17 protein-coding genes are annotated in these 14,364 nt (G+C 57.4%); 10 read left to right on the top strand and 7 right to left on the bottom strand.

Features of this window, described 5'->3' with window-relative positions:
- Window positions 1-41: 41 nt before the first annotated feature.
- From ACP7A4_RS17380 to ACP7A4_RS17355, 6 genes are all read right to left on the bottom strand, one after another.
- The gene (locus ACP7A4_RS17380; protein WP_048363153.1) at window positions 42-1,544 is read right to left on the bottom strand and encodes an RNA polymerase factor sigma-54; all 1,503 of its coding nucleotides are present in this window, start codon (window positions 1,542-1,544) and stop codon (window positions 42-44) included.
- A 185-nt stretch (window positions 1,545-1,729) separates the two neighbouring features.
- Window positions 1,730-2,455: an LPS export ABC transporter ATP-binding protein gene (gene lptB, locus ACP7A4_RS17375; protein ID WP_047273366.1), complete on the bottom strand. Its 726-nt coding sequence runs from the start codon at window positions 2,453-2,455 to the stop codon at window positions 1,730-1,732.
- Window positions 2,455-3,000, bottom strand: coding sequence for a lipopolysaccharide transport periplasmic protein LptA (gene lptA, locus ACP7A4_RS17370; protein WP_048363155.1), 546 nt, complete (start codon window positions 2,998-3,000; stop codon window positions 2,455-2,457). The genes lptB and lptA overlap by 1 nt, the downstream gene beginning before the upstream one ends.
- The gene (gene lptC / locus ACP7A4_RS17365; protein ID WP_048363156.1) at window positions 2,987-3,559 is read right to left on the bottom strand and encodes an LPS export ABC transporter periplasmic protein LptC; all 573 of its coding nucleotides are present in this window, start codon (window positions 3,557-3,559) and stop codon (window positions 2,987-2,989) included. The genes lptA and lptC overlap by 14 nt, the downstream gene beginning before the upstream one ends.
- A gap of 8 nt (window positions 3,560-3,567) precedes the next feature.
- Window positions 3,568-4,092 carry a KdsC family phosphatase gene (locus ACP7A4_RS17360; protein WP_048363157.1) on the bottom strand — a complete coding sequence of 175 codons (525 nt, stop codon included), beginning with the start codon at window positions 4,090-4,092 and terminating at the stop codon, window positions 3,568-3,570.
- The gene (locus tag ACP7A4_RS17355; protein WP_203303658.1) at window positions 4,092-5,066 is read right to left on the bottom strand and encodes a KpsF/GutQ family sugar-phosphate isomerase; all 975 of its coding nucleotides are present in this window, start codon (window positions 5,064-5,066) and stop codon (window positions 4,092-4,094) included. The genes ACP7A4_RS17360 and ACP7A4_RS17355 overlap by 1 nt, the downstream gene beginning before the upstream one ends.
- A 292-nt stretch (window positions 5,067-5,358) precedes the next feature.
- Between ACP7A4_RS17355 and ACP7A4_RS17350 the strand changes: the two genes are divergently transcribed.
- The 10 genes from ACP7A4_RS17350 to hisC all read left to right on the top strand — a co-directional run bounded on the left by ACP7A4_RS17350 (window position 5,359) and on the right by hisC (window position 13,395).
- Window positions 5,359-6,168, top strand: coding sequence for an ATP-binding cassette domain-containing protein (locus ACP7A4_RS17350; protein WP_059762496.1), 810 nt, complete (start codon window positions 5,359-5,361; stop codon window positions 6,166-6,168).
- Window positions 6,168-6,965, top strand: coding sequence for a lipid asymmetry maintenance ABC transporter permease subunit MlaE (gene mlaE / locus ACP7A4_RS17345; RefSeq protein WP_048363160.1), 798 nt, complete (start codon window positions 6,168-6,170; stop codon window positions 6,963-6,965). Before ACP7A4_RS17350 ends, mlaE begins: the two co-directional genes overlap by 1 nt.
- Window positions 6,965-7,432 carry an outer membrane lipid asymmetry maintenance protein MlaD gene (gene mlaD / locus ACP7A4_RS17340; protein WP_048363161.1) on the top strand — a complete coding sequence of 156 codons (468 nt, stop codon included), beginning with the start codon at window positions 6,965-6,967 and terminating at the stop codon, window positions 7,430-7,432. The genes mlaE and mlaD overlap by 1 nt, the downstream gene beginning before the upstream one ends.
- Before the next feature lie 11 nt (window positions 7,433-7,443).
- The gene (locus ACP7A4_RS17335; protein WP_426247857.1) at window positions 7,444-8,091 is read left to right on the top strand and encodes an MlaC/ttg2D family ABC transporter substrate-binding protein; all 648 of its coding nucleotides are present in this window, start codon (window positions 7,444-7,446) and stop codon (window positions 8,089-8,091) included.
- A complete protein-coding gene (locus ACP7A4_RS17330) occupies window positions 8,088-8,393 on the top strand; it encodes an STAS domain-containing protein (RefSeq protein ID WP_059762500.1) in 306 nt (101 codons plus the stop codon). Before ACP7A4_RS17335 ends, ACP7A4_RS17330 begins: the two co-directional genes overlap by 4 nt.
- A 114-nt stretch (window positions 8,394-8,507) precedes the next feature.
- Window positions 8,508-8,747, top strand: coding sequence for a BolA family protein (locus ACP7A4_RS17325; protein WP_203303656.1), 240 nt, complete (start codon window positions 8,508-8,510; stop codon window positions 8,745-8,747).
- Window positions 8,748-8,778: 31 nt separating this feature from the next.
- Window positions 8,779-10,044, top strand: a complete 1,266-nt coding sequence (gene murA / locus ACP7A4_RS17320; RefSeq protein ID WP_059762503.1) for a UDP-N-acetylglucosamine 1-carboxyvinyltransferase — start codon at window positions 8,779-8,781, stop codon at window positions 10,042-10,044.
- A 182-nt stretch (window positions 10,045-10,226) separates the two neighbouring features.
- Entirely contained in the window at window positions 10,227-10,862 is a 636-nt protein-coding gene (gene hisG, locus ACP7A4_RS17315) for an ATP phosphoribosyltransferase (RefSeq protein WP_048363166.1), read from the top strand.
- Between the two features lie 152 nt (window positions 10,863-11,014).
- Window positions 11,015-12,340, top strand: coding sequence for a histidinol dehydrogenase (hisD, locus tag ACP7A4_RS17310; protein ID WP_048363167.1), 1,326 nt, complete (start codon window positions 11,015-11,017; stop codon window positions 12,338-12,340).
- Window positions 12,341-12,342: 2 nt separating this feature from the next.
- Window positions 12,343-13,395 carry a histidinol-phosphate transaminase gene (gene hisC, locus ACP7A4_RS17305; protein ID WP_426247856.1) on the top strand — a complete coding sequence of 351 codons (1,053 nt, stop codon included), beginning with the start codon at window positions 12,343-12,345 and terminating at the stop codon, window positions 13,393-13,395.
- Between the two features lie 483 nt (window positions 13,396-13,878).
- Here hisC and ACP7A4_RS17300 read toward each other — a convergent pair whose 3' ends face one another.
- Entirely contained in the window at window positions 13,879-14,253 is a 375-nt protein-coding gene (locus ACP7A4_RS17300) for a hypothetical protein (protein ID WP_426247855.1), read from the bottom strand.
- Window positions 14,254-14,364: the final 111 nt, after the last annotated feature.

Below are 14,364 nucleotides of genomic sequence, written 5' to 3'. Positions count from 1 at the left end.
CGGGTGGGAATACCCGCCACTGGAACGCGGTGGCAGGCCCGTCACATCAAACGCTTACGCTCGCTCGAAGGCGCGATCCCAAGGGACTCGCGGTACTTGGCGACCGTACGACGGGCTACCTGAATACCTTGTGCCTCCAGTAAACCAGCGATCTTGCTGTCACTCAACGGCTTTTTCTGATTTTCAGCCGCGACCAGTTTTTTGATGATCGCGCGAATCGCTGTGGACGAGCATTCGCCGCCTTCAGAGGTGCTGACATGGCTGGAGAAAAAGTACTTCAATTCATAAATGCCCCGCGGGGTATGCATGAACTTCTGGGTGGTGACCCGTGAAATCGTTGATTCGTGCATGCCGACGGCTTCTGCAATGTCATGCAACACAAGTGGCTTCATGGCTTCGTCGCCATATTCCAGAAAGCCGCGCTGATGCTCGACAATTTGCGTCGCCACTTTCATCAGGGTTTCGTTGCGGCTTTGCAGGCTTTTGATAAACCAGCGGGCTTCTTGCAGTTGATTGCGCATGAACGTGTTATCGGCGCTGGTGTCCGCACGGCGTACAAAACCTGCGTATTGCGCGTTAACCCGCAGACGTGGCACGGACTCTTGATTGAGCTCCACCAGCCAGCGTTCGTTGTCTTTGCGCACGATAACGTCCGGCACGACGTATTCGGCTTCGCTTGATTCAATTTGCGAGCCTGGACGCGGGTTCAGGCTTTGCACCAGCTCGATGACCTGGCGCAGTTCGTCTTCCTTGAGCTTCATGCGCCGCATGAGCTGGCTGTAATCACGCGCGCCCAGCAGATCGATGTAGTCGGTGATCAAGCGTTTGGCTTCAGCCAGCCAAAGCGTTTTTTCCGGTAGCTGACGCAATTGCAGGAGCAGGCACTCGCTCAGGTTGCGCGCCCCGATACCCGCAGGCTCGAATTGCTGGATGCGATGCAGGACGGCTTCGATCTCATCGAGTTCAATGTCCAGTTCAGGATCAAAGGCTTCGAGGATCTCTTCGAGGGTTTCGTCCAGATAGCCCTGATTGTTGATGCAGTCGATCAGGGTTACACCGATCAATCGGTCGGTGTCCGACATGGGCGCCAGGTTCAATTGCCACAGCAGATGACTTTGCAGGCTTTCGCCAGCGGATGTGCGCGTGGTGAAGTCCCATTCGTCGTCATCGTTGCTGGGCAAGCTGCTGGCGCTGGTCTGGTAGACGTCTTCCCACGCGGTGTCGACAGGAAGCTCGTTGGGAATACGGTCGTTCCACTCACCGTCTTCCAGGTTGTCCACAGTGGGTGCGGACTCTTGGTAAGAGGGCTCTTGGATCTCGTTGATATCGTTTGTGGGTTTTTGCTCGATGTTGTCAGCCAAGGGGTCCGTATTGTCGAAATCTTCGCCTTCTTCCTGGCGTTCGAGCATCGGATTGGATTCCAGGGCCTCCTGGATTTCCTGTTGCAGGTCCAGGGTCGACAATTGGAGCAGGCGTATGGCTTGTTGCAGCTGAGGTGTCATTGTCAGCTGCTGGCCCATTCTCAGAACTAGCGATGGTTTCATGGCAGGGGCTTAACACCTTATTCGCCGGCGCACATGGCGCCATCCACTACAAGGGCGCGTGAGCGCCAAACATAAGCAAATTATATGCCTGAAACCGTAGCGTTTGCCTAGAGGCGTTTTCAATTTGCCCGAGTGAGGCCGGCAAATTGAGAACGCCTGCAAGGCAGGTTGAAGCAGGGGGGGGCTTACAAGCGGAACTCGTTGCCCAGGTACACTTCTCTCACCAGTTTGTTGGCCAGAATCGTTTCAGCGTCGCCTTCAGCAATCAGTTGTCCGTCGTTAACGATGTAAGCCGTTTCGCAAATATCGAGCGTTTCGCGGACGTTGTGATCGGTGATCAGCACGCCAATGCCTTTGGCCTTGAGGTGATGGATGATTTGCTTGATGTCGCCCACAGAGATCGGGTCGACACCGGCAAAGGGTTCATCGAGCAGGATGAACTTGGGTGCAGTGGCCAATGCGCGGGCGATTTCTACCCGGCGACGCTCGCCACCCGACAGGCTCATGCCCAGGTTGTCGCGAATGTGGTTGATATGGAATTCCTGCAACAGGCTTTCCAGCTCTTTGCGACGGCCTGCTTTATCCAGTTCCTTGCGCGTTTCGAGGATCGCCATAATGTTATCGGCGACCGACAATTTGCGGAAAATGGAGGCTTCTTGCGGCAGATAACCGATACCGGCGCGTGCGCGGCCGTGCATCGGCTGATGGCTGACATCCAGGTCATCAATCAGCACGCGGCCCTGATCGGCCTGCACCAGGCCCACGATCATGTAGAAACAGGTGGTCTTGCCGGCACCGTTCGGGCCGAGCAAGCCAACAATCTGCCCGCTGTCGATCGACAGGCTGACGTCACGCACTACCTGACGGCTTTTGTAGCTTTTAGCCAAATGCTGGGCTTTCAGAGTTGCCATTACTGGGCCTTCTGCGCGTCAGTTTTTTTCTTCGGCTGGATCACCATGTCGATACGAGGGCGAGGCGCAGTAACGCTGCTGCCAGTGGCGCGACCCGCATTGGCGACTTGTTTGACCGTGTCGTAGACGATTTTCTCGCCTTCGGTGGTGTTGCCGTCGTTGATTACCTTGGCTTTGTCGATCAATACGATGCGGTTTTGCGGCGCATGGTACTGAATGGTCACGCCGTAGGCTTGAACCGGTTTAGGGTCTGTGGCTTTTTGCAGTTGCTCAAAGTAGGCCAGGTTGCCGACCGAGGTGACCACGTCAATTTCGCCCGCAGCATTGCGCGTGATAGTGACCGTGTTACCGGTAATTTTCATCGAGCCTTGAGTGATGATTACGTCGCCCTTGTAGGTCGCGACGCCTTTTTTATCATCCAGCTGCGCTTCGTTAGCCTGAATGCGGATAGGCTGTTCGTTGTCGTTCGGCAGAGCCCAGGCGCTCACGCTTCCCAGTGCTGCGCTCAGGCTGAGCAATAAAGGGAGGGTTTTAACGAGACTCATACTGTCCTCTTACGTTGGACAGCAGGTCCATCCTGCCGTCTTTCAAATATGCTTTCATGCCATTGGCGGTGGTCACACCGCCAGCGCCGTCGATTCTAACGGCTTGCTCGGTCTGCGCATATTGCTTCTGTGGGAATACTGTCATGCGTGAGCTGGTGATGATCAGCTCGCGGTTTCTTTCGTCGGTACGCGCGACCCGTACCGAGTCGATCAATTCGACTTCAGTGCCATCCGGGTTGACTTCGCCACGCAGGCTTTGAACGTGCCACGGGAAGGTGGTTCCGCGGTACATCTGCAAGTCCGGGTTGGTCAGCAACGTCACTTCGCTGGCCTTGAGGTGCTCCACTTTGTCGGACGTCATTTCGTATTGCAGCTTGCCGTCCGGCAGGTACTGAAGACTGTGCGCATTGATAGCGTAATAGTCGATAGCGGTTTCATCGACGGCCACGGCGGGTTTGTCGAGGAAGCGCTCCGGGCTGATATTCCAGTAGCCAACGGCTGCAAACAACGCAGCAATGACCCCGAATAACAGGAAGTTGCGAATTTTTTTACTCAGCATAGAAAGCTCTATAGGTAGGCAGCGTGAGCGGCATCAAGGCGGCCTTGGGCACGCAGGATCAATTCACAAAACTCTCGGGCGGCACCTTCACCGCCCCGCGCTTGTGTCACGCCGTGAGCGTGCTCGCGCACGAAACTGGCGGCATTGGCCACGGCCATGCCCAGACCTACGCGGCGGATAACCGGCAAGTCCGGTAAGTCATCGCCCAAATAGGCGACCTGTTCATAGCTTAGGTTGAGTTGGCCGAGAAGCTCGTCCAATACCACTAATTTGTCTTCACGCCCCTGATACAGGTACGGGATCCCCAGGTTTTGCGCACGACGCTCAACCACAGGGGTTTTGCGGCCGCTGATAATTGCCGTTTGCACGCCGCCAGCCATCAGCATCTTGATGCCCTGGCCGTCTAGGGTGTTAAACGTTTTGAATTCGCTGCCGTCCTCAAGGAAGTACAGCCGGCCGTCGGTCAGCACGCCATCAACGTCGAAAATGGCGAGTTTGATCCCTTTGCCGCGTTTGAGTAAATCGCTGCTCATTACATCACTCCTGCGCGCAGTAAATCGTGCATGTTCAAGGCGCCGACAGGGCGGTCATCCTTGTCGACGACAACCAGCGCGCTGATTTTGTGGTCTTCCATGATTTTGAGGGCCTCAGCGGCCAGCATGTCGGCACGCGCTGTCTTGCCGTGCGGGGTCATGACGGTGTCGATGGTTGCGTTGCGGATATCGATTTCCCGATCCAGCGTGCGGCGCAAGTCGCCGTCAGTGAAGATCCCGGCCAGACGGCCATCGGCTTCGGTGACAACGGTCATGCCCAGCCCCTTGTGGGTCATTTCCATCAGTGCGTCCCGAAGCAGCGTGCCGCGTAACACTTGCGGAAGCTCTTCGCCTGCGTGCATGACGTTTTCGACTTTAAGCAGCAAGCGACGGCCGAGGGCGCCACCAGGGTGCGAAAAAGCGAAGTCTTCAGCGGTAAAACCGCGCGCTTCAAGCAAGGCAATGGCCAGTGCATCACCCAGCACCAGCGTCGCGGTGGTGGAGGAGGTCGGCGCCAGGTTCAGTGGGCAAGCCTCTTGGGCCACGCGGGCATCCAGGCTGACGTCAGCGGCTTTGGCCAGGGGTGATTCAGGGTTGCCGGTCATGCTGATCAATTGAATGCCCAGGCGCTTGATCAGCGGCAGCAAGGTGACGATTTCGGCGGTCGAGCCCGAATTGGACAGCGCGAGGATGATGTCATCGCGGGTGATCATGCCCATGTCACCGTGGCTGGCCTCGGCGGGATGAACAAAAAAAGCCGTGGTGCCGGTGCTGGCCAGCGTGGCGGCTATTTTGTTGCCTATGTGCCCGGATTTGCCCATGCCGACGACGACTACTCGGCCCTTGCTCGCCAGAATCATCTCGCAAGCGCGTACGAAATCAGCGTCGATACGGGGCAGTAAATCTTCTACGGCTTCCAGTTCGAGGCGGATGGTGCGTTGTGCAGATTGAATCAGGTCGCTGGATTGGCTCATGTTTGAAGTCGGGTAGCCTGAGAAAAGGCGGCGATTATAGCGGTTCTGTGCAATTCCCTCACGTTAGATCGTCATGCTTTGTTGTCGCTGGTAACAAAGCGTCATTGGACTTTAGGATGATTTGTAATTTTTTCACTGTCTTGAACCTGAATGGGCACTCCTTCGGCCTTGGGCGGTCAGTATCAGCAGTGATATAGTTCGCCGCCAGTTCGGCCCGCTCAAGGAACGCGCGCTTCCTGAAAAGAAGCTTGGTGTCCGGTTAGAGGCAGAGGCTGCATCGCAAGGAGTTTAGATGAGTGCCGATAACGCCTACGCGGTCGAGCTGAAGGGAGTTTCCTTCAAGCGCGGTGCGCGCAGCATCTTCAATAACGTCGATATTCGTATCCCGCGTGGCAAAGTCACGGGGATCATGGGGCCGTCCGGTTGCGGCAAGACCACTCTGTTGCGCTTGATGGGAATGCAACTGCGTCCCACTAGCGGAGAAGTGTGGGTTAACGGTCAGAACTTGCCTACGTTGTCGCGCAGTGACCTGTTCGACGCCCGCAAGCATATGGGTGTGCTGTTTCAGAGTGGCGCACTGTTCACCGATCTGGACGTGTTCGAAAACGTTGCCTTCCCGTTACGGGTTCATACCGAGTTGCCGGAAGAAATGATCCGCGACATCGTGCTGCTTAAATTGCAGGCGGTGGGTTTGCGTGGGGCCATCGACTTGATGCCGGACGAGCTGTCCGGCGGTATGAAACGCCGTGTGGCGTTGGCCCGGGCGATTGCGCTAGACCCGCAAATCCTGATGTATGACGAACCGTTCGTCGGTCAGGACCCCATTGCCATGGGCGTGTTGGTGCGTCTGATTCGTCTGCTCAATGATGCGCTGGGTATCACCAGTATTGTGGTTTCTCACGACTTGGCCGAAACAGCGAGCATTGCCGACTATTTATATGTAGTGGGCGATGGTCAGGTGCTGGGGCAGGGCACGCCTGAAGAGCTGATGAACGCCGATAATCCGCGCATTCGTCAGTTCATGACCGGCGATCCGGACGGTCCGGTACCGTTTCACTTTCCGGCGTCGGACTACCGAACCGATCTTCTGGGGAAGCGCTGATGCGCAAACAATCAATAATGGACCGTGTCGCACTGTTCGGCCGGGCCGGGATCGATATTGTCTCGGTGCTGGGGCGTTCGACGATTTTCCTGTTTCACGCCTTGCTGGGGCGTGGCGGTCTCGGCGGCGGCTTTGGGCTGTTGCTCAAACAACTGCATTCCGTCGGCGTCATGTCGCTGGTGATTATTGTGGTTTCGGGCGTGTTTATCGGCATGGTCCTGGCGCTGCAAGGCTTCAGTATCCTGTCCAGCTACGGTTCTGAGCAGGCGGTCGGGCAGATGGTAGCCTTGACCTTGCTGCGCGAGTTGGGGCCGGTGGTAACCGCGCTGTTGTTCGCTGGGCGCGCCGGGTCTGCGTTGACCGCTGAAATCGGCAACATGAAATCGACCGAGCAACTGTCCAGCCTGGAAATGATTGGCGTCGATCCACTGAAATACATCATCGCGCCACGCTTGTGGGCCGGGTTCATTTCCCTGCCGGTGCTGGCGATGATCTTCAGCGTGGTCGGGATCTGGGGTGGTTCGTGGGTGGCGGTGGACTGGCTGGGCGTCTATGACGGTTCCTACTGGGCCAATATGCAGAACAGCGTGACCTTCAGTGGTGACGTGCTTAACGGGATCATCAAAAGCATCGTCTTTGCGTTTGTGGTGACCTGGATTGCCGTGTTTCAAGGTTATGACTGTGAGCCCACTTCAGAGGGGATCAGCCGTGCCACTACCAAGACCGTGGTGTATGCCTCTTTGGCTGTACTCGGGCTGGACTTTATTTTGACCGCCTTGATGTTTGGAGATTTCTGATGCAAAACCGCACCATGGAAATCGGTGTCGGCCTGTTCCTGCTGGCTGGCATCCTGGCTTTGCTGTTGCTCGCCCTTCGGGTCAGTGGACTGTCCCCGACCGCCAGCAACGACACCTACAAGCTGTATGCCTATTTCGACAATATTGCCGGCCTGACCGTGCGCGCCAAGGTCTCGATGGCGGGCGTGACCATCGGTAAAGTTACTGCGATTGACCTGGACCGTGACAACTTCACTGCCCGCGTCACGCTGCAACTCGAAAAGAAGGTCGATAACCTGCCGACCGATTCGACTGCGTCTATTCTCACGGCGGGCCTGTTGGGCGAAAAATACATCGGTATCAGCGTGGGCGGGGAAGACACCCTGCTCAAAGACGGTGGAACTATTCACGACACCCAATCGTCACTGGTTCTAGAAGACTTGATCGGCAAGTTCTTGCTCAATACCGTCAGTAAAGACGCCAAATAAGGAGTGTTTTGATGATTTCTCTTTTACGTCGTGGCCTGCTGGTGATGTTGGCAGCAGCCCTTCCGCTGATGGCTAATGCCGCACCGGGGCAATCTGCCCATGACATCGTTCAAGACACTACCACCCGTTTGCTGGCTGACCTTCAAGCCAATAAAGAGCAGTACAAGCAAGACCCGAGCAGGTTTTACGATGCCTTGAACAGCATTGTCGGGCCGGCTGTAGATGTTGAAGGTATTTCGAAAAGCATCATGACCGTTAAGTACTCGCGAAATGCGACGCCTGCGCAAATGCAGCGCTTTCAAGAGAACTTCAAGCGCAGCCTGATGCAGTTCTACGGTAACGCCTTGCTAGAGTTTAAAAATCAGGGCATCACCGTGGCGCCAGCCAAGGAAGAAAGTGGTGATCGCACCAGCGTTGACATGACCGTTAGAGGCGATAACGGCGCCACTTACCCGCTGTCCTACACCCTCAATAAAGTTAACGGTGAGTGGAAAGTGCGCAACGTGATCGTTAACGGTATCAACATAGGTAAGTTGTTCCGCGATCAGTTCTCTGATGCCATGCAGAAAAATGGCAACAACCTGGATAAAACCATTGATAACTGGGCAGGCGAAGTGGCCAAGGTCAAGAAAGAGACTGACAAGGCCATCGAGAAATGAGTGAGGGTGCCGTAACCCTGGCCGGTGAAAGCGAGTTGCGCCTCAGCGGTGTGCTCAACTTTCAGACCGGGCCGCAGTTGCGCAAGGAAGGCCAGGCCCTGATCAAAAAGGCGCTGGCCAAATCCTTGGTCGTCGATTGCTCGGCCGTCACCAAGTCCAGCAGCGTGGGTTTATCGCTCCTGTTGTGCTTCATGCGTGACGCACAAGCCCTGAACAAGCCATTGAGCATTCGTGCCATGCCCGAAGACATGCGCGAAATCGCACAGGTTTCGGGCTTGACTGAACTGCTGGCACATCATTAATCGCCATTTATAGAGAAGCCCCCCGTCAGAGTCCTGTTTTACGGGGTTCGCAGGCGCGGGGCTTTTTTGTATGATGGCCGACCCGCGCGCGTTAGGCGCCGATTGAGGTTGAGCATGCAGGCCGTAGAAGTGAAGCGCTTTCTTGAGGGAAAGCTGCCTGGTACCCAGGTAGAAGTTGAGGGCGAAGGCTGCAACTTTCAGCTGAATGTGATCAGTGACGAACTGGTGGCCTTGAGCCCGGTGAAACGTCAGCAAAGCATCTATGCCCATTTGAACCCGTGGATCGCTGATGGCAGCATCCATGCGGTCACTATGAAATTCTTCAGCAGCGCGGCCTGGGCCGAGCGCACCTGAGCCCCCTGAGCCCATTGGCGTCGAGATTGTTATGGATAAATTGATTATTACTGGCGGTGCCCGTCTAGACGGCGAGATCCGCATTTCCGGGGCAAAAAACTCTGCCCTGCCGATTTTGGCTGCAACCCTGCTGTGCAATGGCCCGGTGACGGTTGCCAACCTGCCGCACCTGCACGACATCACCACGATGATCGAGCTGTTCGGGCGCATGGGCATCGAGCCTGTGATCGATGAAAAACTCAGCGTCGAAATCAACCCCAACACCATCAAAACCCTGATCGCTCCGTACGAACTGGTTAAAACCATGCGTGCATCGATCCTGGTATTGGGTCCGATGGTGGCGCGTTTTGGCTACGCAGAAGTGGCCTTGCCGGGCGGTTGCGCCATCGGTTCGCGTCCGGTTGACCTGCACATCCGTGGCCTTGAAGCCATGGGCGCTGTGATCGACGTTGAGGGCGGTTACATCAAGGCCAAGGCGCCTGAAGGCGGCCTGCGCGGTGCAGACTTCTTCTTTGACACCGTCAGTGTGACCGGCACTGAAAACATCATGATGGCCGCCGCACTGGCCAATGGCACCAGCGTACTGAAGAACTCGGCGCGCGAGCCTGAAGTCGTCGACCTGGCCAACTTCCTGAACGCCATGGGCGCCAAGGTCAGCGGTGCTGGCACCGACACCATCACCATTGAAGGTGTTAAAGAGCTGCACCCTGCGACTTACCGCGTAATGCCCGACCGTATCGAGACCGGTACGTACCTGGTAGCTGCTGCCGTGACCGGCGGCCGCGTGAAGGTCAAGGACACCGATCCGACTATCCTTGAAGCCGTGCTGGAGAAGCTGAAGGAAGCGGGCGCAGAAATCACCACCGGTGATAACTGGATCGAGCTCAACATGCACGGCAAGCGTCCTAAAGCCGTTAACGTGCGTACCGCTCCCTACCCGGCGTTCCCGACCGACATGCAGGCGCAGTTCATCTCGTTGAATGCCATTGCTGAAGGCACCGGCGCTGTGATCGAGACCATCTTCGAAAACCGCTTCATGCACGTGTACGAACTGCACCGCATGGGCGCCAAGATCCAGGTCGAAGGCAACACAGCCATCGTGACCGGTACCGAAACACTCAAGGGCGCGCCAGTGATGGCAACCGACTTGCGTGCATCGGCCAGCCTGGTGATCTCGGCGCTTGTCGCTGAAGGTGACACCTTGATCGATCGCATCTACCACATAGACCGTGGCTACGAGTGCATCGAAGAAAAACTGCAAATGCTGGGTGCCAAAATTCGCCGCGTTCCGGGCTAGTTTTTGGTGTCAGGCATCATGGGCACACGGACTGTGCCCAGCTGCCAGGTGACGTAATGCCTTGTACGCGCTACCTTACCTGGCTTCGAATCGTTCAAATCGAGCCTGATTATCAGGCTCGATGTTTGTCCGGCGCCGATTGCGTCCGGGCATAAGTACCCTGATAAGGACTTACGTTTCCCATGCTGACCATTGCATTGTCCAAGGGCCGTATCCTTGACGACACTCTGCCGCTTCTCGCTGAAGCGGGCATTGTGCCGACCGAGAATCCGGACAAAAGCCGCAAGCTGATCATCCCGACCTCTCAGCCAGACGTACGTTTGCTGATCGTACGCGCCACCGATGTGCCGACTTACGTTGAGCACGGTGCTGCCGACCTTGGTGTCGCCGGCAAAGACGTGCTGATGGAGTACGGTGGTCAGGGCCTGTACGAGCCGCTGGACCTGCGTATCGCCCAGTGCAAGCTGATGACCGCAGGCGCTGTGGGTGCCGTTGAGCCTAAAGGGCGTTTGCGCGTGGCCACCAAGTTCGTCAATGTGGCCAAGCGTTACTACGCCGAACAAGGCCGCCAGGTCGACATCATCAAGCTGTACGGCTCGATGGAACTGGCCCCGCTGATTGGCCTGGCCGACAAAATCATCGACGTGGTCGATACCGGTAACACCTTGCGTGCCAATGGCCTGGAACCTCAGGAATTCATTGCCGCCATCAGCTCCCGTCTGGTGGTTAACAAGGCTTCGATGAAAATGCAGCACGCCCGTATTCAAGCCCTGATCGATACCCTGCGCCAAGCAGTGGAATCTCGACACCGCGGCTGACTCTCCTGCGCGACTGACCCTAACGTCGCGCCCCTCTATCCGCGTAATCGCCAGAAATCTCAGGTATCCGCGCGGATGGCTTGTTAGTCTTGCTGTGCTCGCTGTGTAACATTATGAAATCTAAGCATTCGCCAATTACCGAGGCCCTCGCTATGACCGCTCCCACTGCTATTCGTCGTCTCAACGCTGCTGACCCGGACTTCGCGCAGCATCTGGATCATTTGCTGAGCTGGGAAAGTGTGTCTGACGACTCGGTCAACCAGCGTGTGCTCGACATCATCAAGGCCGTGCGCGAGCGTGGCGATGCAGCACTGGTTGAGTTCACTGAGCGTTTCGACGGGCTGCAAGTGGCCTCGATGGCAGACTTGATCCTGCCCCGTGAACGTCTGGAACTGGCATTGACGCGCATCACGGCACCGCAGCGTGAAGCGTTGGAAAAAGCTGCGCAGCGTGTACGCAGCTATCACGAAAAACAGAAACAGGATTCCTGGACCTACACCGAGGCTGACGGCACGGTGCTGGGCCAAAAAGTCACACCGCTGGACCGCGCCGGTCTTTACGTGCCAGGCGGCAAAGCGTCGTATCCCTCGTCGGTGTTGATGAACGCAATCCCGGCCAAGGTGGCTGGCGTGGCTGAAGTGGTCATGGTGGTACCGACCCCGCGCGGCGAAATCAATGAACTGGTGCTGGCGGCCGCGTGCATCGCGGGCGTGGACCGGGTGTTCACCATCGGTGGCGCCCAAGCGGTGGCCGCACTGGCGTATGGCACCGAAAGCGTGCCCAAAGTCGACAAAGTGGTGGGGCCGGGCAACATTTATGTCGCCACCGCCAAGCGTCACGTCTTCGGCCAGGTGGGGATCGACATGATCGCCGGGCCTTCGGAAATTCTGGTGGTGTGTGACGGTCTGACCGATCCGGACTGGATCGCCATGGACCTGTTCTCCCAGGCCGAGCACGACGAAGACGCGCAAGCGATCCTGGTCAGCCCGGACGCCGAGTTCCTCGACAAGGTGGCCGCGAGTATCGCCAAGTTGCTGCCGACGATGGAACGTGCCGAGATCATCAACACGTCGATCAATGGTCGTGGCGCGCTGATCCTGGTGAACGACATGCAGCAGGCCATCGACGTGGCCAACCGTATCGCCCCGGAACACCTGGAGTTGTCGGTGGCTGACCCGCAGGCCTGGTTGCCGCAGATTCGCCATGCGGGCGCCATCTTCATGGGCCGTCACACCTCAGAAGCGTTGGGCGATTACTGCGCAGGCCCCAACCACGTGCTGCCGACATCGGGCACCGCACGGTTTTCTTCACCGCTGGGGGTGTATGACTTCCAGAAACGTTCCTCGATCATTTTCTGCTCGGAGCAGGGCGCATCCGAGCTGGGCAAAACGGCCTCGGTACTGGCCCGTGGCGAGTCGTTGACCGGACACGCTCGCAGTGCTGAATACCGGATCATCGCCGACGAACAGGGGCAATAAGCATGAGCAAATTCTGGAGTCCATTCGTTAAAGCGCTGGTACCCTATGTGCCGGGCGAGCAGCCGAAACTGACCCGGCTGGTCAAGCTCAACACCAACGAAAACCCTTACGGCCCGTCGCCTAAAGCGCTGGCGGCGATGCGCGCTGAAATCAACGATGACCTGCGCCTGTACCCGGACCCCAACAGCGAGCTGCTCAAGCAGGCGGTGGCCGAGTATTACGGGGTGCAGACTCAACAGGTCTTCCTCGGCAACGGTTCCGATGAAGTGCTGGCGCATGTCTTCAATGGCCTGTTTCAGCACGACAAACCGCTGCTGTTTCCAGACATCAGCTACAGCTTCTATCCGGTGTACTGCGGCCTGTATGGCATTGAATTCGACGCGGTGCCGCTGGATGAGCAGTTTCAGATCCAGCCTGCGGATTACGCCAAGCCCAACGGCGGAATTATTTTCCCCAACCCCAACGCCCCCACTGGCTGTTTGCTAGCGCTGGACGCTATCGAACAACTGCTTATTGCCAGCCCGGATTCGGTGGTGGTGGTGGACGAAGCCTATGTTGATTTTGGTGGCGAGACGGCCATCAGCCTGGTGGATCGTTACCCGAACCTGCTGGTGACACAAACCTTGTCCAAGTCGCGTTCGCTGGCGGGTTTGCGGGTGGGCCTGGCGGTGGGGCATCCCGACCTGATCGAGGCGCTGGAGCGGATCAAAAACAGCTTCAACTCATACCCGCTGGACCGTGTGGCCATCGCCGGGGCCGCAGCTGCGTTCGCAGATCGCGACTACTTCGAGCAAACCTGCAAGGCGGTGATCGACAGCCGTGAGCAGATGGTTAAGCAGTTGAAGGCATTGGGTTTTGAGGTGTTGCCGTCAGCGGCCAACTTCATCTTTGCCCGCCACCCGAAGCACGATGCGGCTGCGCTGGCCGCAAAATTGCGTACGCAGGGCGTGATCGTGCGGCACTTCAAACAACTGCGAATTGCCCAGTTCCTGCGTATCAGCATCGGCACGCCGCAGCAGAACGCGGCGTTGATTGAAGGGTTGTCGGGTGTGTAATCGGCCAGGGTAAAACCTGTGGTTACACAGTTGCCGATCAGGCAACGCAAACCTCGGGTTTACAATCGCTTCGCCATCGGACGTCGCCTTCGGCAACCAACCGTTGCCATTTCTGTAGTCGCTGACGAGTAGTGCGAGGCTGCGTCCGGGCGCGAAGCGCTCGTAAAACCATACAACGCGGTGCCACAGAGGCAACGCAAACCTCGGGTTTACGAGCGCTTCGCCATCGGACGTCGCCTTCGGCAACCAACCGTTGCCATTTCTGTAGTCGCTGACGAGTAGTGCGAGGCTGCGTCCGGGCGCGAAGCGCTCGTAAAACCATTCAACGCGGTGCCACAGAGGCAACGCAAACCTCGGGTTTACGAGCGCTTCGCCATCGGACGTCGCCTTCGGCAACCAACCGTTGCCATTTCTGTAGTCGCTGACGAGAAGTGCGAGGCTGCGTCCGGGCGCGAAGCGCTCGTAAAACCATTCAACGCGGTGTCACAGAGGCATCGCAAACATCGGGTTTACAATCGCTTCGCCATCGGACGTCGCCTTCGGCAACCAACCGTTGCCATTTCTGTAGTCGCTGACGAGAAGTGCGAGGCTGCGTCCGGGCGCGAAGCGCTCGTAAAACCCTACAACGCGGTGCCACAGAGGCAACGCAAACCTCGGGTTTACGAGCGCTTCGCCATCGGACGTCGCCTTCGGCAACCAACCGTTGCCATTTCTGTAGTCGCTGACGAGTAGTGCGAGGCTGCGTCCGGGCGCGAAGCGCTCGTAAAACCATTCAACGCGGTGCCTCAGAGGCATCGCAAACCTCGGGTTTACAATCGCTTCGCCATCGGACGTCGCCTTCGGCAACGGCCACGCCAATCGTTGCCATTTCTGTAGTCGCTGACGAGTAGTGCGAGGCTGCGTCCGGGCGCGAAGCGCTCGTAAAACCATTCAACGCGGTGCCTCAGAGGCAACGCAAACCTCGGGTTT

Source organism: Pseudomonas sp. TWR3-1-1, from assembly GCF_049896545.1.
GTDB classification, from domain to species: domain Bacteria; phylum Pseudomonadota; class Gammaproteobacteria; order Pseudomonadales; family Pseudomonadaceae; genus Aquipseudomonas; species Aquipseudomonas weihenstephanensis.
The sequence above is the reverse complement of the archived record's forward strand: the minus strand, read 5'-3'. Positions and strand labels throughout refer to the sequence as shown.

What these genes read in the sequence shown, in the direction of transcription:
- lptA (WP_048363155.1), bottom strand. Translation starts at nt 3,000, where the DNA reads ATGAGTCTCGTTAAAACCCTCCCTTTATTGCTCAGCCTGAGCGCAGCA.
- hisG (WP_048363166.1), top strand. Translation starts at nt 10,227, where the DNA reads ATGCTGACCATTGCATTGTCCAAGGGCCGTATCCTTGACGACACTCTG.
- mlaE (WP_048363160.1), top strand. Translation starts at nt 6,168, where the DNA reads ATGCGCAAACAATCAATAATGGACCGTGTCGCACTGTTCGGCCGGGCC.
- ACP7A4_RS17330 (WP_059762500.1), top strand. Translation starts at nt 8,088, where the DNA reads ATGAGTGAGGGTGCCGTAACCCTGGCCGGTGAAAGCGAGTTGCGCCTC.
- ACP7A4_RS17325 (WP_203303656.1), top strand. Translation starts at nt 8,508, where the DNA reads ATGCAGGCCGTAGAAGTGAAGCGCTTTCTTGAGGGAAAGCTGCCTGGT.
- hisD (WP_048363167.1), top strand. Translation starts at nt 11,015, where the DNA reads ATGACCGCTCCCACTGCTATTCGTCGTCTCAACGCTGCTGACCCGGAC.
- ACP7A4_RS17360 (WP_048363157.1), bottom strand. Translation starts at nt 4,092, where the DNA reads ATGAGCAGCGATTTACTCAAACGCGGCAAAGGGATCAAACTCGCCATT.
- hisC (WP_426247856.1), top strand. Translation starts at nt 12,343, where the DNA reads ATGAGCAAATTCTGGAGTCCATTCGTTAAAGCGCTGGTACCCTATGTG.
- murA (WP_059762503.1), top strand. Translation starts at nt 8,779, where the DNA reads ATGGATAAATTGATTATTACTGGCGGTGCCCGTCTAGACGGCGAGATC.
- lptB (WP_047273366.1), bottom strand. Translation starts at nt 2,455, where the DNA reads ATGGCAACTCTGAAAGCCCAGCATTTGGCTAAAAGCTACAAAAGCCGT.
- lptC (WP_048363156.1), bottom strand. Translation starts at nt 3,559, where the DNA reads ATGCTGAGTAAAAAAATTCGCAACTTCCTGTTATTCGGGGTCATTGCT.
- ACP7A4_RS17350 (WP_059762496.1), top strand. Translation starts at nt 5,359, where the DNA reads ATGAGTGCCGATAACGCCTACGCGGTCGAGCTGAAGGGAGTTTCCTTC.
- ACP7A4_RS17335 (WP_426247857.1), top strand. Translation starts at nt 7,444, where the DNA reads ATGATTTCTCTTTTACGTCGTGGCCTGCTGGTGATGTTGGCAGCAGCC.
- mlaD (WP_048363161.1), top strand. Translation starts at nt 6,965, where the DNA reads ATGCAAAACCGCACCATGGAAATCGGTGTCGGCCTGTTCCTGCTGGCT.
- ACP7A4_RS17355 (WP_203303658.1), bottom strand. Translation starts at nt 5,066, where the DNA reads ATGAGCCAATCCAGCGACCTGATTCAATCTGCACAACGCACCATCCGC.
- ACP7A4_RS17380 (WP_048363153.1), bottom strand. Translation starts at nt 1,544, where the DNA reads ATGAAACCATCGCTAGTTCTGAGAATGGGCCAGCAGCTGACAATGACA.